The organism is Neobacillus notoginsengisoli (assembly GCF_003515685.1).
In the GTDB taxonomy this organism is placed as follows: domain Bacteria; phylum Bacillota; class Bacilli; order Bacillales; family Cytobacillaceae; genus Bacillus_D; species Bacillus_D notoginsengisoli.
Genome location: NZ_QWEG01000008.1, coordinates 163266 through 189337, shown reverse-complemented (window position 1 = coordinate 189337; position 26072 = coordinate 163266). Strand labels below are relative to the sequence as shown.

At 47.0% G+C, this 26072-nt stretch carries 30 protein-coding genes and 1 pseudogene; 16 read left to right on the top strand and 15 right to left on the bottom strand.

The window, feature by feature from the left end; genetic code table 11:
- Positions 1–68: 68 nt before the first annotated feature.
- Complete coding sequence (locus D1B31_RS25045; protein WP_275670722.1) at positions 69–191, bottom strand: hypothetical protein; 123 nt, start codon at positions 189–191, stop codon at positions 69–71.
- A 148-nt stretch (positions 192–339) separates the two neighbouring features.
- Between D1B31_RS25045 and D1B31_RS13840 the strand changes: the two genes are divergently transcribed.
- From D1B31_RS13840 to D1B31_RS13815, 5 genes are all read left to right on the top strand, one after another.
- Positions 340–1722, top strand: a complete 1383-nt coding sequence (locus D1B31_RS13840; RefSeq protein WP_118921374.1) for a hypothetical protein — start codon at positions 340–342, stop codon at positions 1720–1722.
- A 345-nt stretch (positions 1723–2067) separates the two neighbouring features.
- Positions 2068–2634, top strand: coding sequence for a sigma-70 family RNA polymerase sigma factor (locus D1B31_RS13835; protein WP_118921373.1), 567 nt, complete (start codon positions 2068–2070; stop codon positions 2632–2634).
- Positions 2579–3475, top strand: a complete 897-nt coding sequence (locus D1B31_RS13830) for a hypothetical protein (RefSeq protein WP_118921372.1) — start codon at positions 2579–2581, stop codon at positions 3473–3475. The genes D1B31_RS13835 and D1B31_RS13830 overlap by 56 nt, the downstream gene beginning before the upstream one ends.
- A gap of 589 nt (positions 3476–4064) precedes the next feature.
- Positions 4065–4283: a hypothetical protein gene (locus D1B31_RS13820; protein WP_118921370.1), complete on the top strand. Its 219-nt coding sequence runs from the start codon at positions 4065–4067 to the stop codon at positions 4281–4283.
- Between the two features lie 459 nt (positions 4284–4742).
- A complete protein-coding gene (locus tag D1B31_RS13815) occupies positions 4743–5036 on the top strand; it encodes a hypothetical protein (protein ID WP_204563019.1) in 294 nt (97 codons plus the stop codon).
- A 212-nt stretch (positions 5037–5248) separates the two neighbouring features.
- Here the strand turns inward: D1B31_RS13815 and D1B31_RS13810 are convergent, their stop codons facing one another.
- From D1B31_RS13810 to D1B31_RS13795, 4 genes are read right to left on the bottom strand one after another with little or no spacing between them, the layout of a single operon-like run.
- Complete coding sequence (locus tag D1B31_RS13810) at positions 5249–5470, bottom strand: hypothetical protein (protein ID WP_118921368.1); 222 nt, start codon at positions 5468–5470, stop codon at positions 5249–5251.
- Positions 5445–5615, bottom strand: coding sequence for a hypothetical protein (locus tag D1B31_RS24295; RefSeq protein WP_158587545.1), 171 nt, complete (start codon positions 5613–5615; stop codon positions 5445–5447). Before D1B31_RS24295 ends, D1B31_RS13810 begins: the two co-directional genes overlap by 26 nt.
- A gap of 37 nt (positions 5616–5652) precedes the next feature.
- A complete protein-coding gene (locus D1B31_RS13800; protein WP_142922593.1) occupies positions 5653–6537 on the bottom strand; it encodes a hypothetical protein in 885 nt (294 codons plus the stop codon).
- A complete protein-coding gene (locus D1B31_RS13795) occupies positions 6534–7220 on the bottom strand; it encodes a hypothetical protein (RefSeq protein ID WP_118921365.1) in 687 nt (228 codons plus the stop codon). Before D1B31_RS13795 ends, D1B31_RS13800 begins: the two co-directional genes overlap by 4 nt.
- Before the next feature lie 521 nt (positions 7221–7741).
- On the opposite strand from D1B31_RS13795, the gene D1B31_RS13785 reads away from it, so the two are divergent.
- Both D1B31_RS13785 and D1B31_RS13780 read left to right on the top strand, forming a co-directional pair.
- Positions 7742–7876 (top strand): YuzL family protein, encoded by a 135-nt coding sequence (locus D1B31_RS13785; protein WP_082036296.1) that lies wholly within the window; start codon positions 7742–7744, stop codon positions 7874–7876.
- 113 nt (positions 7877–7989) lie between these two features.
- Positions 7990–8187: a cysteine-rich CWC family protein gene (locus D1B31_RS13780; protein ID WP_118921363.1), complete on the top strand. Its 198-nt coding sequence runs from the start codon at positions 7990–7992 to the stop codon at positions 8185–8187.
- A gap of 177 nt (positions 8188–8364) precedes the next feature.
- Here D1B31_RS13780 and D1B31_RS13775 read toward each other — a convergent pair whose 3' ends face one another.
- Positions 8365–8886: a hypothetical protein gene (locus D1B31_RS13775; protein ID WP_118921362.1), complete on the bottom strand. Its 522-nt coding sequence runs from the start codon at positions 8884–8886 to the stop codon at positions 8365–8367.
- A gap of 208 nt (positions 8887–9094) precedes the next feature.
- Here D1B31_RS13775 and D1B31_RS13770 point away from each other — a divergent pair, with 208 nt between their 5' ends.
- Positions 9095–9376 (top strand): hypothetical protein, encoded by a 282-nt coding sequence (locus D1B31_RS13770; protein ID WP_118921361.1) that lies wholly within the window; start codon positions 9095–9097, stop codon positions 9374–9376.
- A gap of 12 nt (positions 9377–9388) precedes the next feature.
- The gene (locus D1B31_RS13765; protein WP_118921360.1) at positions 9389–9721 is read left to right on the top strand and encodes a spore coat protein; all 333 of its coding nucleotides are present in this window, start codon (positions 9389–9391) and stop codon (positions 9719–9721) included.
- A gap of 194 nt (positions 9722–9915) precedes the next feature.
- On the opposite strand, the gene D1B31_RS13760 is transcribed toward D1B31_RS13765, so the two are convergent.
- The 3 genes from D1B31_RS13760 to D1B31_RS13750 all read right to left on the bottom strand — a co-directional run bounded on the left by D1B31_RS13760 (position 9916) and on the right by D1B31_RS13750 (position 11213).
- Positions 9916–10197: a hypothetical protein gene (locus D1B31_RS13760; RefSeq protein ID WP_118921359.1), complete on the bottom strand. Its 282-nt coding sequence runs from the start codon at positions 10195–10197 to the stop codon at positions 9916–9918.
- 294 nt (positions 10198–10491) lie between these two features.
- The gene (locus D1B31_RS13755; RefSeq protein ID WP_118921358.1) at positions 10492–10794 is read right to left on the bottom strand and encodes a hypothetical protein; all 303 of its coding nucleotides are present in this window, start codon (positions 10792–10794) and stop codon (positions 10492–10494) included.
- Positions 10795–10832: 38 nt separating this feature from the next.
- The gene (locus D1B31_RS13750) at positions 10833–11213 is read right to left on the bottom strand and encodes a hypothetical protein (RefSeq protein ID WP_118921357.1); all 381 of its coding nucleotides are present in this window, start codon (positions 11211–11213) and stop codon (positions 10833–10835) included.
- Positions 11214–11358: 145 nt separating this feature from the next.
- Here D1B31_RS13750 and D1B31_RS13745 point away from each other — a divergent pair.
- Positions 11359–12929 (top strand): annotated as a pseudogene (locus D1B31_RS13745) (GMC family oxidoreductase).
- 106 nt (positions 12930–13035) lie between these two features.
- Here the strand turns inward: D1B31_RS13745 and D1B31_RS13740 are convergent.
- From D1B31_RS13740 to D1B31_RS13720, 5 genes are all read right to left on the bottom strand, one after another.
- A complete protein-coding gene (locus D1B31_RS13740) occupies positions 13036–13293 on the bottom strand; it encodes a DUF2573 family protein (RefSeq protein ID WP_118921356.1) in 258 nt (85 codons plus the stop codon).
- Positions 13250–14125: an IucA/IucC family C-terminal-domain containing protein gene (locus tag D1B31_RS13735; RefSeq protein WP_158587543.1), complete on the bottom strand. Its 876-nt coding sequence runs from the start codon at positions 14123–14125 to the stop codon at positions 13250–13252. The genes D1B31_RS13740 and D1B31_RS13735 overlap by 44 nt, the downstream gene beginning before the upstream one ends.
- A gap of 346 nt (positions 14126–14471) precedes the next feature.
- Positions 14472–15299, bottom strand: coding sequence for an ABC transporter ATP-binding protein (locus D1B31_RS13730; RefSeq protein WP_118921354.1), 828 nt, complete (start codon positions 15297–15299; stop codon positions 14472–14474).
- Positions 15300–15836: 537 nt separating this feature from the next.
- On the bottom strand, positions 15837–16892 hold the full coding sequence (locus D1B31_RS13725; RefSeq protein ID WP_118921353.1) for a FecCD family ABC transporter permease: 1056 nt from the start codon (positions 16890–16892) through the stop codon (positions 15837–15839).
- A complete protein-coding gene (locus D1B31_RS13720; RefSeq protein WP_118921352.1) occupies positions 16889–17893 on the bottom strand; it encodes a FecCD family ABC transporter permease in 1005 nt (334 codons plus the stop codon). Before D1B31_RS13720 ends, D1B31_RS13725 begins: the two co-directional genes overlap by 4 nt.
- Before the next feature lie 365 nt (positions 17894–18258).
- On the opposite strand from D1B31_RS13720, the gene D1B31_RS13715 reads away from it, so the two are divergent.
- The 4 genes from D1B31_RS13715 to D1B31_RS13700 all read left to right on the top strand — a co-directional run bounded on the left by D1B31_RS13715 (position 18259) and on the right by D1B31_RS13700 (position 23240).
- Positions 18259–19227 (top strand): ABC transporter substrate-binding protein, encoded by a 969-nt coding sequence (locus D1B31_RS13715; protein WP_118921351.1) that lies wholly within the window; start codon positions 18259–18261, stop codon positions 19225–19227.
- 357 nt (positions 19228–19584) lie between these two features.
- A complete protein-coding gene (locus tag D1B31_RS13710) occupies positions 19585–21063 on the top strand; it encodes a spore germination protein (RefSeq protein WP_118921350.1) in 1479 nt (492 codons plus the stop codon).
- Positions 21064–21076: 13 nt separating this feature from the next.
- Positions 21077–22174 carry a GerAB/ArcD/ProY family transporter gene (locus D1B31_RS13705; RefSeq protein WP_118921349.1) on the top strand — a complete coding sequence of 366 codons (1098 nt, stop codon included), beginning with the start codon at positions 21077–21079 and terminating at the stop codon, positions 22172–22174.
- Positions 22161–23240: a Ger(x)C family spore germination protein gene (locus D1B31_RS13700; RefSeq protein WP_118921348.1), complete on the top strand. Its 1080-nt coding sequence runs from the start codon at positions 22161–22163 to the stop codon at positions 23238–23240. The genes D1B31_RS13705 and D1B31_RS13700 overlap by 14 nt, the downstream gene beginning before the upstream one ends.
- 61 nt (positions 23241–23301) lie before the next feature.
- On the opposite strand, the gene D1B31_RS13695 is transcribed toward D1B31_RS13700, so the two are convergent.
- Positions 23302–24462 carry an FtsW/RodA/SpoVE family cell cycle protein gene (locus D1B31_RS13695; RefSeq protein WP_118921513.1) on the bottom strand — a complete coding sequence of 387 codons (1161 nt, stop codon included), beginning with the start codon at positions 24460–24462 and terminating at the stop codon, positions 23302–23304.
- A gap of 546 nt (positions 24463–25008) precedes the next feature.
- On the opposite strand from D1B31_RS13695, the gene D1B31_RS23890 reads away from it, so the two are divergent.
- Entirely contained in the window at positions 25009–25200 is a 192-nt protein-coding gene (locus D1B31_RS23890; protein ID WP_142922592.1) for a hypothetical protein, read from the top strand.
- Entirely contained in the window at positions 25184–25966 is a 783-nt protein-coding gene (locus D1B31_RS13690; RefSeq protein WP_118921347.1) for an undecaprenyl-diphosphate phosphatase, read from the top strand. The genes D1B31_RS23890 and D1B31_RS13690 overlap by 17 nt, the downstream gene beginning before the upstream one ends.
- Positions 25967–26072: the final 106 nt, after the last annotated feature.

Below are 26072 nucleotides of genomic sequence, written 5' to 3'. Positions count from 1 at the left end.
GGCCTCGTGCCGGACCTTTTTTTGTTCTCTCGGAAATGAAAATAGTGGAACACACTTCTCTACTTTGGTCATAACCGAACCGCGTCACTCAATCCCCATTTTGCCCTGTCACTCTGAACAAGAAATACTTCGACTCCCGAATGAAGCAGCAGAACCGTCCCCCTGCTTCTTTCGACTCCCGAATGAAGCATTAGAACCGTCCCCCTGCCCCAAAAAAAGTGTTGGGGTAAAGTGTCCGGTCTGTTAAAATTAGGAAAACTATCTTTTTTTGATGCCGGGTTGCTTCGGGTGATGGAGCTAGTCAGGAGAAGAGGAAATTTTAGTGGGGGAAATGATTAGATGGTTAAGAGGATTTCTTTTTGGACGGCGGTAGTGATTGTTGTTTTTGGAATGCATTTTTTTCTTAATGCCAGTGTAGGCAAGGTTTTAAAAGAGGTTAAACAAGTGCGTTATTCAAAGCCGCTTGTGGAAGAGGAGAAAGGTGAAAAGAAAGTTATTGGTAACCTCACTTTCAAGTACACCAAGAACGATAAACATCCCCGGACCATTGGGATTGAAGGGGCGATAGATGCGGCCATAAGCTCCATACACGCAAACAAGAAACTACTCAGCGAACTTTTCGGGAATGAACTCATGGATGAACCAGTTTCCATTGTCTTAGTAGAGGATCCTTCCAAATTAAAAGATGTATTTGGCCCCACTCTTGATGATGGCCATATTGAAGGGGCATATGTTTTTGAAAAGAAATCAATCTATATCCGATTTCCCGAGGACGATAGTAAACTCAGCCAATATACACAAACAATTGTACACGAATACACTCATCACTTGATTAACCGCGCCTTAATCAATGCCGGACTCCATTTTTCCGATTTGCCAGTATGGTTTCATGAAGGGGTGGCCGCCTATGTGCAAAAGAAAAATTCCGGGACTTTTTCCGAAGAAATCAAGGAGATGGAAAAGGTCAGTTTTAAGGAATTGAAAACAAATAAGCAGTGGGAAAATTATTTGCGCGCACCATATGACCCCTATCTCCAAAGCAATGTCATGGCAGGGCTTTTGGTCAAAAATGAAGGTCCGGATGCGGTTAATAAGATTATTGAAGGCACCAAGAAAAACAGTTTTAATGAATCCTTTGCAAAAACAACCGGCAAATCAGTAGCTTCATATGAATCGGAAACTTTTAAAATACTGAAAGATTTTCCTTCGATGATTGTTAAGGCGAGAGGCAAGCTTAATTTCGATCATAATCCGGCAAACGCCCTGCAATCGGCGCTTGAGCTAAACGATTTGATTCCTAATGTCGATGAAGTCATCATTTTAATCTCAGAAATATATGCCGAAAAGGGCGATTATGAAAATTCAATTGCTTATGCTGAGCAGGTAGCACATTTTTTCCCCAACAGCTCTTATTATCTGCAATTAGCCAATCTTTATTTGGTTATAGACCTGGATAAAGCGGTTGAAGCCTCAAAACTGGCTGTAAATCTGGCAAATAGCGAAGACAAGCCCTTTTACCAGAAACACATGAATAATTTGAACACTTTACACGAAAGCGTCCATAGCGGCAATCCTTTTAAAGGGTTCATGACTTACTTGAATACGGAGAACTTATTAACCGACAAAAATAAAGCCGATTTAATCAACAGGATACTAGAGAACTACCCACTCGAATCAAATGGAAGGGAAGCACTCCTTTCTTTTAAGCAAAACCTGCCTTAAGCAGGGATGCCGGCAAAAAAGCTCGTCCCAGCTGGGTAACGGGTTCGGCTTTCAAGTACAAAAACCAGATTAGCACACCAACTAGCAGTCCAATTCGCACGTAAATTGGACTATCTTTTTTTATTGATTTATAAGGGTTTTTAACCAAATTAGAACGGATTAGCACCTTATTTAATAGATCTATTGGATTTTTTACTAATGCAGGGGGACGGTTCTACTGCTTCTTTCGACTCCCGAATGAAGCACTGGAACCGTCCCCCTGCTTCTTTTTGGAAAAATATTCAACCAAAACGCTATGAGTTTCGTCTAATTAGTAAAGCAGGAAATGTTCGAGGGGGGTGCAAGTTGGAAAAGGATGAGTTTTTGAATGATTTGATGGACCGGTATGGGACTGCGATTCTTCATTTGGCTTATTCTTTTGCGAGGAATCGTCAGACTGCCGAGGACCTCTCCCAGGAGATTTTCATTAAATGCTATGAGAACTTGGACCGGTTTCGGAGGGATTCAGGCGTTCAAACCTGGCTGTATCGGATAGCGGTTAACCATTGCAAGGATTATGTAAAAAGCTGGCATTATCGGAAAGTCCACGCCAGCGAGTTTATTGCCTCGCTGCTAAAGGGGCAGCAGGATTGTGCGGAAACGCAATATTTTTTGAAAGAGGAACAGGATGAGCTGATTGAAGCGGTTTTCCAACTTCCAGTGAAATACAAGGAGGTAATTATCCTCGCTTATTTCCATGACCTGACGATGAAGGAAATCAGTGAAGTGTGCGGTGTGAATATAAATACGGTCAAGTCGAGGGCCGCGAAATCAAAGGTTTTGTTAAAACAAATCCTTTTGGAGAGGAGTGCGATGAATGGAGGAACGGTTACGGGAAGCAAAGACAAGGATGCTCAAGGGCGAATTGTCTGACCTCACTTTTACAAATGAGATGAAGGAAAATGTCCTGAATACCACCCAGGGTAAAAGGAGGAAGTTTTCTTTTGGCAAAAAAACCATGCCTTCCCTCATCAGTGCGGCGCTGGTTATGCTTTTCTTTGCCGGGATATACGAATTCGTTCTTGTCCCGAATTTAGGAGAAAACCAGCATGGGCCGGGCGCTAATTCCGGCAACCAGGAAGGCGTGCCAGTTGGGCAGGATCAAACGGATGAAGAACCTGACGGGCAGAACAGTTCGGATGAACAACCGGATGGAGAAGCAATTTTGCCATGGGAAACAGAACATGAAGCCAAACAACCTAACTCAACTATCGAGCAGCCAGTGAATGACGATGCTGGCGGCGATAAAACGGACGGAATTGACACGGTTATCGAGGAACCTGTGGCAGACGTTGTTCATTCCACGCCTGAAGCGCCTGATGTGATGGGGTTGATTGTAACTTTCAGGAATGAAATCAGCGCGCTTTTCCAATTGGAAAACTTTACCCCTCATCCGGAATATAAGGCAAAAAATGCTTCAACCAAGAAAGAGTTTTTCCGCCCGCTTGAAAAAATGGCCGATCCTGGGTTCTTTTACTATCTGCTTTACCGATTCTTAGAGGAGACCGACGATGGAGTCTACTTCCTTGCCCAAGATGGACCGTTTCATTTTGAAACAGATAAACCATACGAAACGAAAAAACTGGCCGACACGAAGTACCAGCTTGTCCAAAAGCTTTATACGGATATGTATGGGCCGAATTATACTCTGACCGTCACAGTCGAATATATTGATGGAAAATGGATCATTAAAGATATTAAGAAGGATTACTAACCTGTTTACTTCGAAGCCGCAAAGGACCTCTTTTGAAAAAGGTCCTTTGTGGTTTTTCTTTTACAAAAGTACTGTCATTTGAGAAATATTAAAATGGCTACCCTAGTTGTGGTCCCTTTATATCTCACTTTCGAACTCCGTTTGTTAGATTTTATTGCGCAGTTTCGTCCTTTAGCGACCGAAGGACAGGCCACCAACCACTCTTCGGGCTCTAAACCTTCCTTTAGCGACCGAAGGACCAGCCACCTATCACTCTTCGGGCACTAAATCGTCCTACTGTCCAAGTTTTAACATAGTACTAGAGCGGAATTTTCAGGTGCACTTTTTCCCCCAATTGCGTACTTAGAATTGACATCAATGCTATCTAACATTACTCCGCGATAGTCATCCATGAATCGCAAAACCGGCGATTCACCACAGAGAATGAAAATTAAGAATTTGAAGAACCATCTAATGTATGATTTTTTACAAAACATCAATTGTTTCCTTCCTGAAACATTTTTGGAATTTTGCGGATTTTAGTTTTCAACCTGAAGCTGTTCCTGTATACTTTTCCCAAACAAGGTTTGCTTAGGGGGCTGGTAGAAGAGTGAATAAACTTCTGAACGCATTTTTTGAAAAAAGAGAACCGGGAAATAAATTTCAAACTTTTATCATGATTTGGGTTTATGTGACTATGGCCATCGTACTCCTTCGTTGGCTTGGTTTCCTACCGGATATTGCGGCCCATATCGCTATGGCGATCATGGCTGTTGTGGTGCTCGGAACATCAGCCGCACAATCATTCGCGCGAAGGAGAAGGAAATAGGCTGTTCATGAAATCTTTCCAGAAATATTAAAGGTTTGTTCATACATTGTTAACATTTACACCTTATTATAATTGTGTAGAAAGGAATCCCACCTTTCACACTCACTCCCCCTTTTACAATATAGATCCCTTAAAAATCCGGCCACGTGCCGGATTTTTTTGTAAACCAACCGCCCAACCTTAGTTCCGGATCTTCACAATGAAGCAGGGGGACGGTTCTACTGCTTCTTTCGGGAGTCGAATGAAGCGCTGGAACCGTCCCCCTGCCTCACTATCCGAAACTTTAGACATTTTTTACATTAAGTTCATATTGCGTTCATATTCGATGGGTAGGATGAAGGTATGAAAAGAACCCCACTTTTCATACCCCCCTTTCAATATTGTTAACCACCTCTTATTGATCCGGCCTGCGTGCCGGGATTTTTTTTGCCAAAAATAAATTTTCCGCTTTAAAATATTATGGATTTATATGGTAAAATCATATTAGAGGAGGTTGGGAGTATGGAATTGAATTGGGCTAAATGCTCTCATTGGTCCTTTTGGCGTGTTTTTCCTCTCATGTTTGTTTTGATTAGCATCAATAATATACTTTACAATTGGGAACTGCCGCTATTCGGTTTTTATGAATTTGAAGATTTGGGAAGGCTGTTATTTGTCGTCAGCCTAAGTGCCTGTGAAAGTGCATTTTTAACCCATGTTCTTATCTGGGTTTTTAAAAAGATAAAAGGAACGGCAGCGAAACATAATGGTTGAACCCTTTCAATGGATCCCACGCGGGTCGTTTTTTGCTATGCTTTATAAGCGGAGATATCCCCCTTGGACTACGTTTCCCATAAGAAGAGTTGGGCCCATGTCGGAGTGTAGCATCCTCAGCGAAGAACTGTTTGAGCTTTCCCCGCATCACCTTCTTTTCTTGTACTTCTTTCGAGTGCCAAATGAAGCGTCGGAACCGTCCCCCTGCCTCATCAGAAAAGTTGATAAGCGACAATGAAGAAGCCAATGGCTATCGCAAGGCTTAGGACTTTTGTTACCCAGTATGGAAAAATGTCGAGCACGAAAAGAAAGGCTGTGAAAATCAGCTCAAAGATGAGTGAATCGCTGGATCCACCCGTCCCGGAAGCCAGATGTCCATGATGTTTTTTCGTCTGATACTCCCACGGCTTAAAGCTGTGGGGTTCTGAATCCATTGCCTTCTTCCAAGCCGACAGCCACAGTACGCATTTTCATACGCTCGGCATCTAGGGCCAGGATACTGGGACAATTTCCTTCAGGACTTTCACGGCCAAAGCAGCCCCTGCTGCCATTAACGGCCGTATCTTTTGGCTTTCGCAAGCCCGGTGGCATCACACCGCTTATGAGTGGATTTTCATCACAGGGTGATTCCTGAATTAAGGATTTTCCTTTTCTCTTTTTTTATTGTATTGATTTCCTGATCGTGGAGGCTCTTGAATAGCGGAAAGATCTTCACGCATGTATCCCTCTTCGCTTTTGTTCCTAAAGAATTTGCGTTCATCAACAAAAAAGCAGAATACAGGTCCCTTTGGACCATTGTATCAGCATCTATTACATGCCATCGTTCTGACAGTGGTTTTTTCGTGAAGTCGTCCCGGACATGGCAGTACTGGCTTGCCTTGAAGGTTTGGGTATTCACTCTTTTGAAACTCCCGCCAAGGCTCTTCGCCTTCTTTTCGAGTATGCTTACAAACATGGAGGGCGCCCTATGGCCGATTGTCTTGCCGAACCGTTTCTTCCTGGCAACTTTACCGGTTTTTTCGGAGATCTTTGTTTCCTTTGCCTTTTTTTGCAGCGCTTTGAAGTACATGGTTTCAATAAAGTACGCATCCCCGAGCGGAAGCAGGGTGTTCGCAAGCCTCCGGTGTGAGAGTTTCCGGATGGCGGCCTGCTTGCGGTTCAGTTCCCTTAGCTTTGCCCGTTGTTTTCGGTAGCGGTTTGAAAACTGCCACTCTTTTCTTCCTTTTTTCACCGTGCCGTTCTCGTGATAGTTACCGGGGGTCATTGCACGTTTGGAACGGTCCATCCTTCTCTGAGCCAGTCTAATGACTTTCGCCAGGTCCTTCACCTCTTCTGCCAGGTTGAAGAGGGCCACTTTTTTCAGAGAGGAAACAGCGAGGGTCGCCGTGCCGATATCAAGCCCTACTCCTCCTTTCCCAAGCTTCCTGTCTTTTGGCGGGGGAAAGCCTGCGATGATAAGGTCGGCAAAAAAACGCACGTTCCCACGGATGACTTTCCTCACAATTCGGACATATTTGACATGAAAAAAATCGGTGATGGTTTGGGTTTCCCCTTTTTCTTGATGGTATGGGTGAATGGGGTTTTCTTCTCAAGATGGGAGAGGATTTCGGATACATAGTGATCATTCCCCTTCCGTTTCAACGGGGTGGACATATCCTTATAGACGAGATGCTGATTGTGATACCGCCAGCCTGTGGTGTTGGTTTTTCCTTCGAAACTCGCCATTTCCCCTTTTCGGAGGAACATGACCTTCTTTGCCTGCCCGAACAGTTTCTTCCTGAAGGCAAGCCAGGCGCGGGAAGCGGTTTTTTGGGCGACAGCCGCGTTTACCTTGTCCCCGAAATGCTTGCGGATGCTTTTTACCCAAGTGTGGGAGGCATATTCGGTCAGCTGATATTGATCCCTTAAGCCCTTGAGCTTTTCCCTGAGGCATTTCAACTCGTTTTGCAGGAAGGGATTTTCCTCGTCACGTGCCAGTTTCCTTTTGATTCCCTTCAGTTGCCGGATCCATTTTTTATATTCCTTCAGCCGCTTCATCTGGTTTTCCAGCTTCAGATAGTTGCCAAGGACGGTGTTGTAGAGGACACGGAGGATTTCCAATTCTTTGTCGGCAACGGAAAACATCCTCGGATGGCTGTTAAGCTCCAGGGTGAGAACAAAGCTAGGTGAGCGTGGAATGGCCATTTCAAACACCCCTAAACAAACGTATGTTCTTACTTTAATTATACTATAGCTGAAGCAAAGAGACAATAAATAGTCTGTTTGATGATAAGAGATTATGATGCCACATCCTGGCTTCCGGATGCTTGTGGTCCCGAAAAGCTATGGATAACAAATTCCCATACCCGGCCTCACTCCCATCCCACCCCTGAAGGAGTGGGCTTTCCCGTTCGGAGAGTCGGTAAAAAATTCCTATCAGGAGAAAAATCAAGCCAAAAATGCCTGGTATAGCCCACATGTCTATGCACTCTTTTCTGTGATTATTGGTTGTAAACTGATAAATGTTTCCTTCATGGCAGTCTTCTCTAAATAGTAACCTAAGAAAAAGTTCACCGTAGAACCTAATTATGAATTCTTTCCAAAAACCACTATGAAGCACCGGGACGGTTCTACTGCTTCTTTCGGGACCCGAATGATGCAGTAGAACCGTCCCCTGCCTCACTTTTTTTCTACAAAATGGGCATGTTATGAGGAGGGGTGATGTTATGGCGAGGTTGAAGAAGGATCCTTCGGAGGCTGGGGTTAGTGCGGCTAGTGTGAAGGGGAATGCTGGGCCGCATAATATTCGGCACCAGAAGAATAAGGTGAACAGCCAGAATAACCAGTTTAAGAAGCAGTAAGGTGAAGGCGCCCTGGATGGGTGCCTTTCTTATTTGTTGGGACATTTTTTCCTTCTGGGCAACTCTATTCCAAGAAGGTTACAATGAAGAAAAGGTTACTAGGAGGTCTTGTCATGTCCGCTAAAATTTGTCCGCTTTGCGGGGAGAAAAATGGCTGTATGTCCGAAAAAACCGGGACTTGCTGGTGCACAGCCGAGGAGTTTCCGAAGGGAATTTTTGAGACTGTTCCAGCAGAAAGCTTGTACAAGGATTGTATTTGCAAAAAATGCTTGGATCAGTATATAAAGGAAGCCGGGACGGGCAGTGTTTAACCACTACAAATGCATCCGTCCGTAATCGTGGTAAATTCAATTTCTTTTTGCAAAAATTCACTTTCGACTTCGAAGCTGTTCAAATCCAGCCTCCTTTTTTACAAATAATCTCACTTTCACCTCATAAATCTTGAATTGAAGCTAACTTTTGCAAAAAAAGCGGTGAGAAATATCTCGCTATTCCCCCTTAACCAAGCTTTCAATCGTTTTTAGATGGTCTGACTCACTTATAATTTTATAATGATCCAGGTAATCATTACCCAACTCCAACAAAACCCGCTCTGTGCTCGTATGGTTCTTTTTGATTTGCGTCGTCACGATCATTTCGACGTGATACCCCTTTTCATGAAAGGTGATATCATTCTCTTTTTTCAGTTTGATTCCTGAAAGGTCCCCTAAAATCCTTTCGATGTCTTCCTTATTCTCAATCGTAATTGTCTGTGAGTTTTCCGGCATTTTCGCCCTAATGGTGACACTTTTGACAACAGAATTTTCATTCAGCTCGTCTGAATAAAGCTTCGAAAACGTTGTGTATTGCGTCATACTGACGAGAATAACCGCCGCCATCACCAAGACACCAATCGAATTAATTAAAACAATCCTATTTTTGATAAACATACTGGCAACAAACGCGACGAGGCCAATCAACGTACAAAAAAGAATCACATTGAAGTACATCATCGCAAAATCCAATAACACATCCATCCCCCCTTACCCTCTCACCTTTACAATACAACTTCTTCCAATCGTATGTAAATAAAAATTTCCAATGATGCAGGGGACGGTTCCACTGCTTCTTTCGGGACCCGAATGAAGCAGTGGAACCGTCCCCATGCTTCGTTGCATAATCCGTCCGCGTTGGTGGGAAGTTAATTGTGCAGGAATATTTTGCACAGGAGGTTTGGATATGCAAGAGCAGCAGAATCAGGGTATGCAGAACCAGCAGGGGGTTATGCAGCAGCCGCCGAATGTTTTGTCGGGCAAGGATGAGTTGTATTTGACGGATATGTTGACGTGGAATCTGATGGCGGCAAAAAAGGCGCATTTCTATGCGCAGCATTGCCAAATCGAGGCGATGCGGGCCGAGGCCGAGAAGGTCGGACAGATGCACCAGCTCCATTACGAGAAAATCCTTGGCCACTTGAGCGCCCACGAGAACCAAAACGCACAGCAGTATATGCAGCAGTAGGAGGAACGGACGATGAACAATAATTCGATTTCAAACCCGGCAACACAGGTTGAGAAAAATCCATCAATGAACGACCGGGATTTCATCAATGATTTGCTGGCGACGGAGAAGTATATGACACATGGCTATGATGTGTTTTTAAACGAAGCGAGCCACATGGGCCTATACAATGATGTGCTCAATATGTACAAGGAAACGCAGGATTTGCAGCGCCACTTGTACAACGTCATGTTCCAGGAAGGCTGGTACAAAGTCGAACCGGCCCAAGCGCAATCTTTGCAAAAGAAAGCCCAGCAGTTCTCCGGCTACCGCGAGCAGCTTCCGTATGGCGGGAATGTGCAGTAACTTGCATTGGCTTAACTTGGGTATTCATTTGCGGATGCCAGGTTGATTGAGTATGTGCGGTAAATTTTTCGCGCAGTGTCACAAGAAGCGCTCCGGAGTTCAGGCGAACCTCGGTCTCAGGAGTCAAGCGCTGAGGTCAAAGCTGAATTTTTGCAGAAGTTGAGCCTCCCGGCTGTGGGAGGCTTATTTTACTCCTATTCAATCCCGTACGTTTTTAGCTGAATTAAGATATTGTTGTTGCTAAGTTTATTTGCCAGCAGCTGTTTAAATCTCACCGTGCGCGATTTATCTTGGGCTCGGAGTTTCTCTAATTCCTTCTCGATCTCAAGCTGCTGTGACTGGATGGCTTCATAAAAATTTTCGAACCCTGCAAGCTTGTCGATCGCTTCCCCGGTGTAGCCGCCAAGTGCTGGCTGGATGGCTGACTCCTCCACTGTGTAACTCTTATTTTTAGAAGGCGTTGTTAGTCTTTTCATAAATTAAGCTCCCTTCCTCTAACTTTGGTCCCGCTGCGGGCGGAGATGTTGGGTGGCGTTGTCTTGGTGACCTTTTAATAGAAAAACACTTTGAAAGGTCACCAATAGCCCTTCTTGGTGACTTTTCAGCAAAAAAATTCTCCGAAAGGTAACTAAGAGCCTGTCTTGGTTACTTTTAAATAAAATATATCTTCGAAAGGTATCCAATAATCTTTCTTGGCCAACTTATAGCGAAAAAACACTTCGCAAACCTGCTGATAGCACTTCTTTAACTTATAATACTCCAGGTTACCTTTACTTTTTCAAAGACGCTTCTTTCCCTAGCTTAAACTTTTTCCAACTCACGTATGAAAACCCACACGTGATCAGTAAAAATACGCCTCCGCCTACCCACATTCGAGTATCAGGGGGAATTTTTGCAAAAGGAGACTTGAAGGTGAGTTTTTCAACCAGATAGCTTTTCAACAGTAAATAGATGACGATAAAAACACTCATCGTCAACAACTCTTTCAAAAATTCCTTTGGCCGGAAAGGCCCTTTGTTCAAATGTATGAACAGCATACAGATCGCCATCACGAACAGCAGCATCCAATCCATCTTCGCCAACCTCCTGAAACTTACTTATGTCAAAAATCCTATTGCGCCCTGTAAACAATCGCATCCTGAACGGCCTTGTACACCTGCTCAAGGTCTTCGAATATGTACGTCTTTTCACCGGTATTCAACGTGATAATGATCGCATCCCGCTTGTGGGATTCATTATAAAAATACGCAAACCCGCCAAACATCGCGAACAGAACGCCAAGCCCGATGCCATGGTAACCAGTTAACTCGGAAGGCGGCAGCGCAAGCATACTTAACGCGGCCAGCCCGAGCAGCACCCATGGCCGGTCAATTTTCTCTGTCCCTTTTGCAACCATGGCAACAGAGTTTACTAGAATCAATTTCTTTTTCGTCTCAATCCTTACATTTGTCACAAGCACATGATCTGTTTTCAAAAAAGTCGTTTCCGCCATTCCCACTCCCCCTGCACCCTTTTTCAAAATATTACCACAGTTTACAAGGCACTCCATAACAAATTCCGCTAGAATCCCTTGCCAACCCAGTTCCCCTCTCCTTTTCTTTCATAGAATAAAGAAATTGGGTAAAGGAGACGAAATTATGGATTTTTTTGATTATATCGTTGTTGGGACGGGGCCGGCGGGGGCCGTTATTGCGAAGACGCTGACAGATGATTACAAAACGTCAGTCCTCGTTTTGGAGGCTGGCGATAACAATGACCGGGACGAACCAATCCGGGATTCGCGTTTTGCGCCCGAATTGGAGGAACATTTTTTTCCGGAGTATTTTTGGCAAGGGGAAGGCGTGCCACAGGAAGGAGTTGAGGACCGTTCGTTCGAATGGACAACTGGCAGGCTGTCAGGTGGCGGGTCTTCGATTAATGGCGAGCAGTACGTTCGCCCGACACCGGCTGTGTTAAAGAAATGGGAGCGGCTCTTGGCCCGATGTGGTCACCGGATCGGGCAATCGAGAGCTTTAAACAGCTGGAGCGTTTTTTCGGTGAAGTGTACAATCCGAAATTCCACGGATTCAGAGGCAGGCTGTCCATCCGGCAAGCGCCGGCAAATCCGCCTGCTGTGGCAAAAAAACTTACCACTGCCTTCGCCGAAGCGACAGGCATCAAAATCCTTGATGATTACAACAATCCGCTGACGCCAATTGGCGCCTTCACGAGATGGCAATTGTACCAAAAACCGACCGGCGAGCGGGAAAGCGCATCGACCGCCTTTTTATCCCCAGATATCGTCGGTCCGAATGGACACGGGGTTCACGGCCGGAAATTAACGGTTTCTTACAGGACCACCGCGCTTCGGATTCTGTTCAAAGGCAGAAACGCGGTCGGTGTGGAAATGCTGAAGGAAGGAAAGAAAGTCCGCGTTTTTGCAAGAAAACGAGTCATTGTTTCAGCTGGTATCAATAGCGCGCAACTCCTGATGCTGTCCGGAATCGGCCCGGCAGATAACCTTCAGGAGGCTGGGATTCCAGTCGTATTCCACAATCCCAATGTAGGTAAGTTTCTAACCAATCATACGTTAAACAATGCGGTATTCTCGCTGAATCAGCGGGATGCGGCCGAGATACGAAGGGATCCGTTCGCTCTCTACACTGGCGGCGCCTTCTTGCCGAATCCGCTCGAAGGCGATGCCAGCCGGCGCGGTGTTCAGCTGATCGGCTCCGTTTCGGAAGGAAATCTCGTGATCACGATCCTTTTCCTTCAGCCGAGAAGCCACGGAACAATCCGGATCCAGAACAACGATCCTTTGAAAATTGTTCTTGCAGATGAAGCATTCTTGCGTCACCCTTATGATTTGGAGGCAGTAAAGAGCATTTTCAGAAACTATATCAAACCGACCGCGTTGAAACTATCGGAAATCGACCCTTCCTACCAGCTAATGGCGCCGAGAATGGAAACCATTGACGATGACGACGCACTTGAAGAGTACATTAAGGAAAACTTCGGCCACAACCATCACCAGCAAAGCTCCCTCCGCATGGCCCCTCTTCGTGAAGGCGGCGTTGTCGACACGACTGGCAAGGTGCACGGGGTAAACAATTTAATCGTGGCAGATGCGCAGATTATCCCGTTCACCGTGGATGGAAACACGTCAGCAGCCGCCTTCTTAATAGGAACCACCATTGCGAAAAACCTGACTGAGGAGGATGATTCTTAGGGATTGAAATTCCCGCGAAGATGCCAAGGAGTGCCTGGCACCATGGTGGGACACTTTTTGTCCAAGATGGGTGCCAGGCACTCTGGTGAAAAAATAAGCCGTTCCCTTATGGGCGCGGCTTGGTGTTTCGATGGGCTTCATTGAGCTGTTTGATTTCGGTCATGAGGCCCATGATTTCGCCCTTGGCCTCGGGGTAGAGGGCGTTCCAGTGCTTGGCGAGGGCGGGCATGGTTTTGGCGATGTGGGTATAGAGGGCGTACATTTTCACTTTGTCGGTGATGTTTTTTTCGCTCGTGCCGGTGAGGAGCTCGGCGTATTTCTCAAGTAAGGCTTCGAACTGCATCGCAAGGGTTTTCTCGTTCATTTGAGCATTTGCCCTCCATTTCCAGCTTTCGGCACGGGCACGTCTTGCAGCGCGCGGCCTTTTCGCCGGTCAGATACGAAAAGCAGCATGTCTGGCGGATCCGGATCATTTCGTCCAGGTCGTCGACATACGTTTTTTCGGTGTAAAACTTTTTCATCGGGTTGCGGTGGTAGTTACCGAACAGGGCGCCGGCAGCATTGTTGAAGAAGTCGAAGTCGCCCGCCGCATTCCGTTCGTCCGCGAGCACCGTTTCGTACAGCCACATAATGTAAGTGGCGACGTTTTCCCAGAGGATCAGCTTGGAAACGCCGGTAATCTTGGCGAGCTGGCTCACCAGCGGGAAAATGTGATCCGCGAACAATTCGGATAGGGCTTGCTCACGGAATGCGTCGCGGCTGTCGTCTCCTCTTTCTTTTGGCAAAAATGCCTTCCGGCGGCCCTCGAGTCCAATCGAATTGGCGGATTGCCGCGCGGGATTCTGCTCCGTACGGGTCCACTCTTCTGCTCCGGTTTGCGTATCTGCGTTTGGTCCAGTCCGGCTTTCCGTTTCGATCCACTCTTCCACTTCAGCGTTGGCAAAATAAAACTTCGGCAGCCACTTCGAATCGCCGTTCGGCGGTTCCATGAAAACATTTTCCGGATTGAGGTCGAGCTTTTTGTTCCAGGCCGTCATGCTGTACAGGGCGGGTACGGCGATGAAGGCGTATTTCTTCATGAATACCGAGGCGACCACTTTATTCAAGTCCGTTTGCAACATCGGCTTCAGCTCATCGAGGAATTTTTCGAGCTGCTGTCGGTCAAGCAGCGAAGCGACGGACATCATCCCGTCCATTGGCTGATTGGATAAACGGTAACGACTCAAAATGTCCCTTTCCTGTTCAGATAACGTGCTTATTTTCAGGTGTTCCATCGAATCTCACCGTCCTTTCCTTGGAAATGCTGCTCTCTACATTACTTTTGAAAATTTAAATATGCCGATTGTTTTACCGAAATAGGCAGCGTAGCTTTTCATAGATATTTATTTTTCACAGCCAATGTTTATTGACGGGCCAGCCGATTTAGGAGTGAAGCTTCGTTCCCATTGCCGCTTTCCATTTTTCGTAGCCGAAAAGAGTACAAGTTTGATAAGCGGCCGGGGGAGCGGAACGGTCGTTCATTTTGCAAAGAGTCCTGTTATTCTAGTTGTTCACAGCGACTGGTTCCTTCAGAATGCAGCGCCCTTTTCCGTAAGGGATGCAAAGCGGTGTGCCGAAAAGCGGGTCGATCGTGACTTCGCAGTCCATGCCGAAGACGTTTTTGACAAGAGAGCAGTTGACGACGACCTCGGGACGGCCCTGCGCATGGATTTTCTGATCCTTGATGGCGACGATGTTGTGCGCGTAGCGGCAGGCCAGGTTCAGGTCGTGCAGGACCATGACGATTGTGCGGTTTTCGCGCTCGTTCAAATCGTAGAGCAGGTCGAGAATTTCGATTTGGTGCGTCATGTCAAGATACGTTGTCGGCTCGTCGAGGAGCAGGATGTCTGTGTCCTGGGCGAGTGTCATCGCAATCCAGGCGCGCTGGCGCTGGCCGCCGGACAGGGAATCGACGGGCCGGTCCTTCAGTTCCTCGAGGCTGGTCGCTTTTAGGGCTTCGTTCACTTTGCGCTCGTCTTCCTCCGACCATTGCTTGAGCCACGACTGGTATGGGTAGCGGCCTTGCTTGACGAGTTGGAGAACGGTCAGGCCTTCCGGCGCGACGGGGGTCTGCGGAAGAATCGCCATGTTGCGGGCAACCTCCCTTGTCGACAGCTTCGAGATCGCTTTTCCTTCGAGCATCACTGTACCGGATTTCGGCTTCAACAGGCGCGCGATTGAGCGGAGAAGCGTCGACTTCCCGCAGCCGTTCCCTCCGATGAACACAGTGATTTCACCTTTAGGAATTTTCAGGTCGAGTTCGTTGATGATTAATGTATCTCCGTAGGAAAGGGACAGCTTTTTCGTTTCAATCGCTTGCGCATGCGTCAATTCAGACAGCTCCTTTACACGTTTTGCTTTGGATTCCAGTGGCTGGTTTGCGGTATTTGTAAACTATGCGATTTGTATGATGGACTCGCTGTTTCAGTGTGTACTAGTGATTTTATGAAGGCCGGAGATGTATTAGTATTTTTGCTAGTGACCTCATGAAGACGGGAGATGTACTAGTGATTCTTTCCTAGTAATTTCACTAGAAATGGGCTATTTTTTTATAAATTCCTAGTAAAATCACTAGTTCATTTTTGCGAAAAGTACTATTTGAACTAGTAGGGGTCTGACGCCTACTATATGCTTATAGCCACCGCACCACACTTATTCACTACAAGGGTGAGTATTGAATAGTAAATATTCACTATCCTCTTCCTCAAAAAAACCACCCTAGTTCACTAATCCTCCTCCGCCACCAAACCCTATTTTACGAAAAGCCAGCCTAACCGGTCACCGATCGCACCACTTGAGTACCTGGCACCCATCCGGGACCCAAAACGTCCCACCACGGTGCCAGGCACTCACCTTAAACTCGGCCCCTTACTGATTCCGCGTTTTGAACAGAAGGTAGATAAAATATGGTGCGCCGATGCCGGCGGTGAAGACGCCGGCTGGGATTTCGAGTGGTGAGAACATCGTTCGGCCAATCAAATCGGCGGCCATGACGAGGATTCCTCCTAAAACAGCGGCTGTTGGGAGCAGTGCCCCGAATGATGATCCGACGAGCCGGCGGGCCATATGCGGCGCCATGAGGCCGACGAAGCCGATGCCGCCTGCGAATGCGACGGATGTACCGATCAGGCCGGTTGAGATGGCGAGCAGGGCAAAGCGCTGCTTTTGCACGTGCGTTCCTAAGCCGGTTGCGACGTCATCGCCGAGTTCCTGGATGTTCAGGTTCCGTGCGGCAATTAGGGCCAGCACGATTAATACGACTGTTACCGGGAGGGCGATCGAGACGTTCGCCCAGGTGGAGCCGTAAACAGTTCCGGTGAGCCAGATGTTGGCCTGGCTTGCCTGGAAGATCGGGCCGAGAATCATCATCAAGGTTGTCATTGCTTTCATCAATGCCATCAACCCGATTCCGATCAGGACGAGCCGGATTGGCGAGACGCCGTTTTTCCAGGCGAGCATGTACACAAGAAAGGCTGCGACGGCTGCTCCGATGAAGGCGGCGACTGGCAGCCAGGCGATGCTGACGGTCAGGGCGTTGCTTCTGTCAGAGAAGATGGCCAGGAAACCAACGACCGCGACCGAGGCGCCTCCGGTGATGCCAAGAATATCCGGCGAAGCGAGCGGGTTGCGGATCATTCCTTGCAAAATGCCACCTGCAACAGCGAGTCCCATGCCGACTGTGAGCGCGATGATGATGCGCGGCAGCCGGAACGATTTTATAATCAGCTGGTCCATTTCCGTTCCGCCGCCGAAAAAGACTTTGACGACTGTGAGCGGACTGATCTTCATTTCGCCCATCCCGGTGCTGACGACGAATACTGCCGCGGCGGCCAGGAACAGGCCAGCCAAGATAAAGATTGCTTTTTTATCGAGAAGGAAGGAAATCTTCCCTTTGAATAAACGTAAATTCCTGAATTGGCTCATCGGCTATTGAACCCCCTTCTCGCGATATAGATGAAAAACGGGGTGCCGATGATGGCCGTTGTGACGCCAACCGGGACTTCCTGCGGCATGAGCAGATACCGTGAACCGATGTCGGCCGCGAGTAAGAGCATCGCGCCCAAGAGCGCAGCGTACGGGATGACCCAGCGGTGGTCGATGCCAACGATCGAGCGGGTCACATGCGGGATGACGATGCCGATAAACCCGATCGGTCCGGCAACCGCGACCGCCCCGCCGGCGAGCAGGATGACAAGGATACCGACGCCAATTTTGACAAGAGCCGTGTTCAGACCCAGTCCTTTCGCCACGTCCTCGCCCATGGACAGGACATTCATTTTCCCAGCGATCAAAAGTGACCCAACCAAGCCGACAGCAAGGTAAGGCAGGACAGCAATCAAGTTGTCCAGATCCCGGCCGGCAACGGAACCGGCGAGCCAGAACAGCACCTGCTCGAGCGCGGCTTCGTTCAGGACGAGCAGGCCTTGGGTGAAGCTCGCGAACATCGCGGCCAGAGCGGCGCCGGCGAGGGTCAGCTTCATCGGCGTGAGCCCTTCGCGGCCGAACGAGCCGATTGCGTAGACGCCAATCGCGGCAGCCGCGGCGCCGAGGAATGCCATCCACGTGAACGCCTGAATGCTGTCGACTTTCAAGATGGTGACAGCGATGACGACCATCATGCCAGCACCGGCATTGACGCCGAAAATGTCAGGTGACGCAAGCGGATTTTTCGTCAGCGTCTGGAGAAGCGCCCCCGATACGCCAAGGCTCGCTCCGACGGCTGCGGCTATCAGCGCGCGCGGCAGACGGACTGATTCGATAATTATATGTTCATTGGATCCGTTAAAGTTCGTAAATGTGTCGATGGCCATCCTGATCGTTGTGTCAGTATAGCCAAAGACGATGCTCGCCCCCATCAGGACAAGCAGCAATATAAAGGCGGCGATCAAGCCGAGCCATTTTAAACTTGTATGCTTGAGGACCATTCCGGAAAACCTTTCTCATAGCGTATGTTTTTTTGCAAAAGAAACCCCCTTCTCGTTGAGGTTTCTACTATATCTTATATGTGTTTCATTCTATCTTTAGTCTAAAGCGGACCTAGTGGGGTGTCAATGACTATGAGAATCATTTTCAGTTAGAAATAGCTCTTTGTCCCTATTCTGACAAGACCTCACCTCATATGGCATTACAGCTTTGCTTATTGGTAAATCTAAAAATGTTCCCGTCACAAATTTGACTTTCAGTGAGAATTATTTTCAATTAAATGATTGACATGTAGATTTTATCATTTTATGATGAGGATGTCATTGAAAATGATTATCAATACCATTTACCAGGAGGCACGACAATCATGAAAAACACGAAGTACATACTTTCGCTGATGGCGATTTTCGCTGTGATGATGCTGGCGGCTTGCGGGGGCGGAAATGACAAAAACAATTCCGGCAGCAAGGAAAAGCCAAAGGCTGACGAAGCAAAGAGCTATACAGTTGAACATGCAATGGGCAAAACGACACTCGACAAAACACCTGAACGGGTCGTCATTTTAACGAACGAAGGAACAGAAGCATTGCTTGCCCTGGGCGTGAAGCCGGTTGGCGCGGTTAAATCGTGGACAGGCGACCCTTGGTACGACCATATTAAGGACGACATGAAAGATGCCAAGGTTGTCGGCGTTGAAAGCCAGGTCAATGTTGAAGCGGTTGCAGCGTTGAAGCCGGATTTGATCATCGGTAACAAGATGCGCCAGGAAGAAATTTACGAACAGCTGAAGGCGATTGCGCCGACCGTTTTTGCTGAAACGCTCCGCGGTGACTGGAAGGAAAACTTCGAGCTTTATTCCAAAGCGGTGAACAAGGAAGAAAAAGGCAAGGAAGTCCTCTCCGATTACGATAAGCGAATTGAAGATTTGAAAGGCAAATTAGGCGATAAGCTTGATATGAAGGTTTCGATGGTTCGTTTCATGGCTGGCGATGTGCGGATTTACCATAAGGACACATTTTCCGGCGTGATTCTTGATGAGCTTGGCTTCGCACGTCCGGAAAGCCAGGACGTCGATGATTTTGCCGAAAAGAACGTCACGAAAGAGCGCATTCCAGCAATGGACGGCGACATCCTCTTCTACTTCACATATGAAGAAGGTGACGGTAAAGCGTCCCAGGTTGAAAAGCAGTGGATTGAAGACCCTCTTTTCAAAAATCTTGAGGTAGCAAAGAAAGGCAACGTCCATAAAGTCAGCGACACGATCTGGAACACAGCCGGCGGCGTCATTGCGGCGAACTTGATGCTCGATGATATCGAAAAGTTTTTTGCAAAATAAATCCCACGGAACGACTTTGAAAAACCCTGTCCCTTCCCTTATATAAATCTTTTAGCACCTGCTGATGCGGGTGCTTTTTTTGTGTGCTTAATAACTAAAACAATAGAATGCTGCTAGCAGTTGCTATTCTTTATCCGTATTAGTTGTGACGTTATCCGGAGATTTTGTGACGTTATCAGGACTTTTTTCGATTTATCCGGAATTCGAAAATCTTCGGACAGGATTATACATTTAATTGGAACAAGCCCTCCAACCACGGGAGGGCTTTTCATTCATGGAGAACTCTCACTATTTTTCTTTTCATATTTCTCCCTAATCCGGTAATAATAAGTCCGTCGAGTATGAGGAGGTGTGGTGATGGGGAGAAAGTCCGGGGTCGAGGTGCCGTTGCCGGAGATTATTTTAAAGTCAAATGATTTTGTACAGCAGGAGTACTCGAATCGGAAGACAGGCGTGGTGTTCCACCTCTCCTTCTATTCCACCCTTGTGGATGATAAAGTTGTGCAGCGAGATATTCTTCCGTACCTGCTCGAGCGGCACTTTGAATTCATTGACGATGTGACGGCCATAGTGCCGATGACTGGAATCGAGATTTTGGATAAACCCGATAAGCTTGAGGAAAAGGTGCTGAGAGGCTATCTTCTTTTAACTGTCGGGACAGACCCGGGAAAGTTCGCCCTTTTCGAAACAAAAGAGGCAAACACCCGTGCGATTGCCCCACCTGAAGTTGAATTCAGCGTACTCGGACCAAAAGAAGCGTTCGTGGAGTCACTTGTCCTTAATACAAACCTGATTCGTAAACGGCTGCCAATAAAGGAGCTTGTCACGGAAGAGGTTACCATTGGTTCACTGACAAAAACGAAGGTGTCGATCTTCCATATCGAAGGCCTTACTAATCCTGAAAATGTAAAAATAATCTCAGACCGGATAAAGGCAATCGACTTTGATGCGATTATCGACAGTTCCTACATCGTGCAGCTCATTTCCGATAATCGCTACTCCCCTTTCCCACAGCTTCTTGATACAGAACGGCCGGATCGGGTGGCCGCCATATTAGCGGAAGGAAAAGTCGCGGTCCTTGTCGATGGCTCGCCGCATGCGCTCATCGGGCCGACAACGCTTGGCGAGTTTTTCAGCTCCTTTGATGATTATTTCCTGAACTGGATTCTGGCTTCCTTTTTCAGGCTGATCCGTTTTTTTTCTATCGCGTTTTCCGTATTGGTAACGCCTCTCTATGTCGCGGTCCTCACGTTTCATTATGAATTGATCCCAAAGGATCTGCTTACGACGCTAGTCAGTTCAAGAAGAGTGATTCCGTTTCCGCCAATTCTTGAGGCGGTCATCCTCGAACTGACGATTGAGCTGCTTCGTGAGGCCGGTGCCCGCCTTCCGACAAAGGTCGGCCAAACGATCGGTATTGTAGGAGGTATCGTCATCGGGACAGCCTCGGTTGATGCGGGTCTCACAAGCAACGTCTTGCTCATCTTTGTGGCCCTTGCGGCGCTTGCTTCTTTTACGACACCTGTTTACAAAATGGGCAATACGATTCGGCTGCTCCGATTCCCATTTTTGCTGTTTGCTTCGCTTTGGGGATTGCTCGGCATCGCCTTTTGTTTATGTATCCTGCTGACCCATTTGATTCGGCTTACTTCAATGAACAAACCGTTTCTCCAGCCTTTTTACCCGCCGCGGATGGTCGATCATAAGGATGTGCTCATACGGTTCCCGTTCTCGGCAGAGAGGACAAGGCCGTTGTTTTTGCATACGTTAAATCCATTTCGGTTTAGTTCTAAAAAAATGAAAAAGCTGAAGGAAATGAGAGACATAGACGAATAAAGGGGTGGATGGAATGTCGGTATTGGTTCCGGATAAGGCAAAAGTTTCCCCATTCCTCGTTTTCTTTATCTTACACGGAATGCAATTCGGGGTAGGGGTCCTCGGCTTCCAGCGGATCATCGCCAAACACGCGGGCTATGATGCCTGGATTGCCGCTTTGATAGGTGGTCTAGCGATTCATCCTTTAATTTGGATGGTTTATAAAATGGCTGGCATTGCCGGCGGTGATATTGTCTCGATTCATGAATATACTTTTGGCAAATTTCTCGGAAAACTGATTAGCCTGCCATTGATCGTTTATTATGCTTCGTTTAGCATTATAACGCTTCGAACCTTCATCCAAATTGTCCAGGTGTGGATGTTCCCTGGATTAAACACTTTCTGGTATGGACTCGCCTTTCTCGCACTGGTCATTTACGTCATTCAAGGCGGGTTCAGGACGATTGTTGGAGTCGTTTTCTTCGGGGTTCTTTTAACCTTTTACTTGTTGTTCGTTTTTTTGTATACGATTCCTTATTCAGATTACACCGACTTGCTGCCAGTTATGGACCATTCATTCAAAGAGATCGGCAGGGCGGCATTTCATATGTCACTCAGTTATGCGGGCTGGGATCTTCTGCTCGTTTACTACCCTTTTATTCAACAGCCACAATCCTCGCAAAAGTGGGCGCAAGGCGGGGCTTTGTTTACAATGGTTCAATATGTGTTCATTACCGTGATTTCCTTTGGTTATTTTTCCGAAGGCCAGCTGGAGCGGACGATTTGGGCAACGCTGTCGATGTTTAAGATTGTTGAAATGCCCTTCGTCGAACGGTTTGAATATATCGGGATTGTGACCTGGACATTAAATGTCCTGCCGATTGTTTGCCTTGGCCTGTGGGCTGCTTCACGGATTTTAAAGCGTACTTACAATGTAAAACAGAAATATAGCGTTTATGTACTTGCTGTATTAATCCTGGCCTCCTTAACACTTCTCCAAACGAGGGAACAGGAGAATTTACTGAGCGATATTATGGGGATAGTTGGATTTTCCTTCAATTTCGGGTATTTACCGCTCCTTTTTATCTCAGTTCTGATCGCAAGGAAGGTGAAAGGCAATGAGAAAACATAAGAGGATTATCTTCGAGATTGGGCTTTGCTCCCTGCTTCTTTTGGCCGGGTGCGTGCAATCGGAAATCATTGACGATGTCCGGCTCGTCACCGGAATCGGCTATGACAAGGGGAAGGACGATAAAGTCATCGGAACCATTCTGATTCCGTTCTATATGCCGGACCAAAAGGTATTAAATGACACTCTGACTACCTCAGCTTCGCCTACACGGGATCTTTTTGCTGATTTTGAACATATGTCCCAGGATCCGATTGTAGCGGGGTCTGTGGAGGTAGCGTTGTTTGGGATGGATATTGCCAAGACAGGAATCTATCAAGTGCTTGATGCTCTCCAGCGTGATCCAGGAGTCGGGACGAAAGTTTATTTGGCAGTCGTTGACGGAAAGGCGAAGGACATCCTTGAAGGGGATTATGGAAAACGGGGGAACTCCTCGTTTATTGCTGATTTACTCGATCAAAATATCAAAGAAAGGGATTTGCCCAAAACGAATTTGCATCTTTTCATGTCCGATTTCTACCAAGTTGGAAAATCCGCCTACCTTCCCATTATAAAAAGAAAGAATGCAACATCTGTCGAGATTTCCGGTATTGCACTACTGAAGGACGGGAAGGTAGTTGATAAAATTCCTCGGAATGAAATGTTCTTTTTCAAACTAATGAACGAAAAATACAGTGGGGGAACGGTACGCGTTGTTCTTGGGAAACATAAGGCTGTTGTAGAAAGCTTACATACGAAATCGAAAAAAAAGCTCGTCCGCCGCGATCCTTATGAAATTGATGTTCATATTAAATTGAAAGGGTACCTTCACCAGTATACCGGCCATAGTCTTGAACAAAAGACCATCCACGAAGTTGAGCGCGCCATAGAAAAGAAAATACGAAAGAATTCCGGGAAGCTCGTCAAACAATTCCAGGAACAAGGAGTCGACCCTTTCGGCTTCGGACAATTCGTCAGAACCAAAACGCGGAATTTCGATTACAACAAGTGGAAAAACCAAGACTACAAAGGCCTAACAGTGAACATCATACCGACCGTTACCATCGTAGAAAGCGGCGTCATTGAATAAATTGGGTGCCTTTAAATGAGTGCCTAAAGAAGAATAAGGTGCCGGGCATTTGCCCGGCACCTTATTCTTTCGTCGAGAACATGTATTTTTTATGGTGGTAGCGGATGGAGAAGATGAGTGCGATGGCGAGCATGTTGCCCATGAGGGAGCTGCCGCCATATGAGACGAAGGGCAGCGGAATCCCGGTGATAGGCAGGAGTCCGATCGTCATGCCGATGTTTTGAAAAACATGGAAAGTAATCATCGAGATGACGCCAACGCAAAGATACGTATAGTAGTTATTTTTTGTTTCCATTCCTACCTTTGTCAGGTGATAGATGAGCAAAAAGAAAATCGAAATCAGGATGCTTGCGCCGATGAAGCCGAATTGCTCGCCGACGACAGCAAAGATAAAGTCAGTATGGCTTTCAGGCAAGTAGACCTGCAGCTGGCCGAATCCTTTCCCCTTTGTCTGGCCAGAGCCGATCGCTAGCAGCGAACGTGTCAGCTGGAACCCAATTGAGCTTTGGTATGTATACGGGTCGATCCACGAGTACACCCGGCTAAATTGATATTGATGAAAACCCAAATACTTTTCAAGCCATTCGGGCTTCCAAATGACCAAGTATAGAATACTCGCGGCTATGGAAGCACCGCCTGCGAAAATCGGGACAAGCAGCTTCCACGTGATGCCGGCGATAAATACCGTCCCGGTTAGAATAGCCAGCAGGACGAGTGACGTCCCCAAATCGGGCTGCTGCATGATGATGATAAAAGGCACAAAAGTTGTGGCGCCCAATTTTGCCAAAAGGATAAAGTCGGTTCCGGTTGACTTGACCGGGTATTTTTCATGGTGAGACCAAGTTACTCTCGAGAGTGCTAGGATGACAAAGACCTTAACGAATTCAGATGGCTGAAGCGAGCCCATTCCAGGGACTTTGAACCATGACTTCGCGCCGTTGATGCGCGGGGCGATCGATTCCGGCAAGACAACGACGAGCACGAGCAAAACCAGCCCCAACCCATACGCATACCAAGTAATCTTTTTCAACTGGTCTGAATCAAGCGTAATAACCCCCGCAATAATCCCGCAGCCCACCCCATACCAAAGAACCTGCTTCAACAAAAAATTCCCTACATACTGCCCAGAACTCTGCGCACTATAAATCGAAATACAACTCGCAAAAAACAACAACAACAAAATAAAAACAAGATTATAATCAATATTCGATTGATTCTTCATCCTCAATAAACTACTCCTTTACCCAGTGAAGCACAGGGACGGTTCCAGTGCTTCTTTCGGTTACCGAATGAAGCAGCGGGACGGTTCCAGTGCCTCATCTCAGCTGGTCCGACTGCTTCAATAATTTTTAAAAGTGTACCACAGCTTTTGAATACGAATAATTGCCAATGTTTAAAATGAACGTTTTTCAGAAACCCTTTTTACAGAAAGGGGGTGTTTTGCCAATTTCATCTTTCATTACAATAGTCCATTATATTTTTTTTTACATGAAATCTCAACTTGAAGCCTTCAGATGGGGAAAATTGGCTGGGCAGACGGGCCACCCCTCCCGTCCTAGGCCGTTCACCTACACCGCTTGCATCAAGCTTCTCTTTCATCCGTCATATTCATTCTTGACGCGTAGGAAACCTGGAAACTACAATGAAATTGCGGCTGTTGGAAATTCATGTATATGGTACCCCCAAGGGAGTTTTTCACTCATTTCTATTGTTTAGGGAATCTGCATACATATTAGGAACTGGCTTCGGGTGGCGGGTTGCTTGCTACATGGTGAAATTGCCCACTGGGCTAGGACCTGACCGGGTTGCCTATGAGGAGGAGTACCGCTTGCCGAATACATTTGGCAAAGCCGATTGGGTTGCCGCTAACCGGCTCGCCAGCCGCTTTGACTCGACGCACGAGCCAACTATTTACACTTTTGAACTCATTTTGGAGGTACGCGATGTTAACGAAAATTGAAGCGTTCATACTCGGACTGATTCAAGGATTGACTGAATTTTTGCCAATCAGCTCAACGGGCCACTTGTATCTCGGACGGAATTTATTCGGCCTGCAGGAAGCCGGGCTGCTGCTTGATACGATGCTTCATGTCGGGACTTTGGTAGCGGTGTTCGTTTTTTACAGGCATGAGTTTCTTAAAATTCTCAGGAATCCGTTTGGCAGGCTCACTTGGCTTCTCGTCGTCGGGACAATTCCCGCGGTTGTGGTCGGCCTTTTGCTGAAGGATTATATTGATGAAATTTCGAGGACCGGCTCCACGATTGGCTGGGAATTCCTCATCACCGGCTTGTTTTTATGGATGGCAGATACGATAAAAAACGGCCACAAGAAAATGGACGACATTTCATATAAGGATTCATTCATCATCGGGCTTTTCCAGGCGGCTGCCATCATGCCGGCTATTTCCCGCTCCGGCTTCACAATCGTTGCTGCACTTTGGAGGAAGCTTGACCGCGAGACAGCTGCTTACTTTTCGTTTCTTTTATCAACACCGGCAATCGTCGGAGCCGTTGTCCTCCAATCGTTTGACTTGATGGACGCTGGCGGTGAGAGAATTTCACTTTCAGCGCTCGCCGTCGGCATCATCTCCGCCGCCATTTTCGGCTATATTGCGGTGAAATGGATGATCGGCTATTTGCGCAACCATTCCTTAAAACCTTTCGCCATTTATATATGGATTTTGGGTGTGCTTGTTCTGTTCTTTCAGTATACGGGGCAGTTTTAAGAGAACGCTGCGACATTATAAAGCACCTGTCCGGGCTCGGGCGGGTGTTTTTTTTGCAAAAGAATGGTCTGTGTGGCGGGGTTTGCTTCGTTAGCTGTGATTGCCT

Bases quoted from the DNA above. Each gene is read 5' to 3' on its own strand.
- D1B31_RS13765 (WP_118921360.1), top strand. From the start codon at position 9,389: ATGAACAATAATTCGATTTCAAACCCGGCAACACAGGTTGAGAAAAAT.
- D1B31_RS13840 (WP_118921374.1), top strand. From the start codon at position 340: ATGGTTAAGAGGATTTCTTTTTGGACGGCGGTAGTGATTGTTGTTTTT.
- D1B31_RS13795 (WP_118921365.1), bottom strand. From the start codon at position 7,220: ATGGCCATTCCACGCTCACCTAGCTTTGTTCTCACCCTGGAGCTTAAC.
- D1B31_RS13695 (WP_118921513.1), bottom strand. From the start codon at position 24,462: ATGAAGAATCAATCGAATATTGATTATAATCTTGTTTTTATTTTGTTG.
- D1B31_RS13750 (WP_118921357.1), bottom strand. From the start codon at position 11,213: ATGGCGGAAACGACTTTTTTGAAAACAGATCATGTGCTTGTGACAAAT.
- D1B31_RS13755 (WP_118921358.1), bottom strand. From the start codon at position 10,794: ATGGATTGGATGCTGCTGTTCGTGATGGCGATCTGTATGCTGTTCATA.
- D1B31_RS13760 (WP_118921359.1), bottom strand. From the start codon at position 10,197: ATGAAAAGACTAACAACGCCTTCTAAAAATAAGAGTTACACAGTGGAG.
- D1B31_RS13780 (WP_118921363.1), top strand. From the start codon at position 7,990: ATGTCCGCTAAAATTTGTCCGCTTTGCGGGGAGAAAAATGGCTGTATG.
- D1B31_RS13770 (WP_118921361.1), top strand. From the start codon at position 9,095: ATGCAAGAGCAGCAGAATCAGGGTATGCAGAACCAGCAGGGGGTTATG.
- D1B31_RS13740 (WP_118921356.1), bottom strand. From the start codon at position 13,293: ATGAACGAGAAAACCCTTGCGATGCAGTTCGAAGCCTTACTTGAGAAA.
- D1B31_RS13715 (WP_118921351.1), top strand. From the start codon at position 18,259: ATGAAAAACACGAAGTACATACTTTCGCTGATGGCGATTTTCGCTGTG.
- D1B31_RS13830 (WP_118921372.1), top strand. From the start codon at position 2,579: ATGGAGGAACGGTTACGGGAAGCAAAGACAAGGATGCTCAAGGGCGAA.
- D1B31_RS13690 (WP_118921347.1), top strand. From the start codon at position 25,184: ATGTTAACGAAAATTGAAGCGTTCATACTCGGACTGATTCAAGGATTG.
- D1B31_RS13710 (WP_118921350.1), top strand. From the start codon at position 19,585: ATGGGGAGAAAGTCCGGGGTCGAGGTGCCGTTGCCGGAGATTATTTTA.
- D1B31_RS13785 (WP_082036296.1), top strand. From the start codon at position 7,742: ATGGCGAGGTTGAAGAAGGATCCTTCGGAGGCTGGGGTTAGTGCGGCT.
- D1B31_RS13815 (WP_204563019.1), top strand. From the start codon at position 4,743: ATGGATTTATATGGTAAAATCATATTAGAGGAGGTTGGGAGTATGGAA.
- D1B31_RS13735 (WP_158587543.1), bottom strand. From the start codon at position 14,125: ATGGACGGGATGATGTCCGTCGCTTCGCTGCTTGACCGACAGCAGCTC.
- D1B31_RS13725 (WP_118921353.1), bottom strand. From the start codon at position 16,892: ATGAGCCAATTCAGGAATTTACGTTTATTCAAAGGGAAGATTTCCTTC.
- D1B31_RS13720 (WP_118921352.1), bottom strand. From the start codon at position 17,893: ATGGTCCTCAAGCATACAAGTTTAAAATGGCTCGGCTTGATCGCCGCC.
- D1B31_RS23890 (WP_142922592.1), top strand. From the start codon at position 25,009: ATGGTGAAATTGCCCACTGGGCTAGGACCTGACCGGGTTGCCTATGAG.
- D1B31_RS13810 (WP_118921368.1), bottom strand. From the start codon at position 5,470: ATGGATTCAGAACCCCACAGCTTTAAGCCGTGGGAGTATCAGACGAAA.
- D1B31_RS25045 (WP_275670722.1), bottom strand. From the start codon at position 191: ATGCTTCATTCGGGAGTCGAAAGAAGCAGGGGGACGGTTCTGCTGCTT.
- D1B31_RS13700 (WP_118921348.1), top strand. From the start codon at position 22,161: ATGAGAAAACATAAGAGGATTATCTTCGAGATTGGGCTTTGCTCCCTG.
- D1B31_RS13705 (WP_118921349.1), top strand. From the start codon at position 21,077: ATGTCGGTATTGGTTCCGGATAAGGCAAAAGTTTCCCCATTCCTCGTT.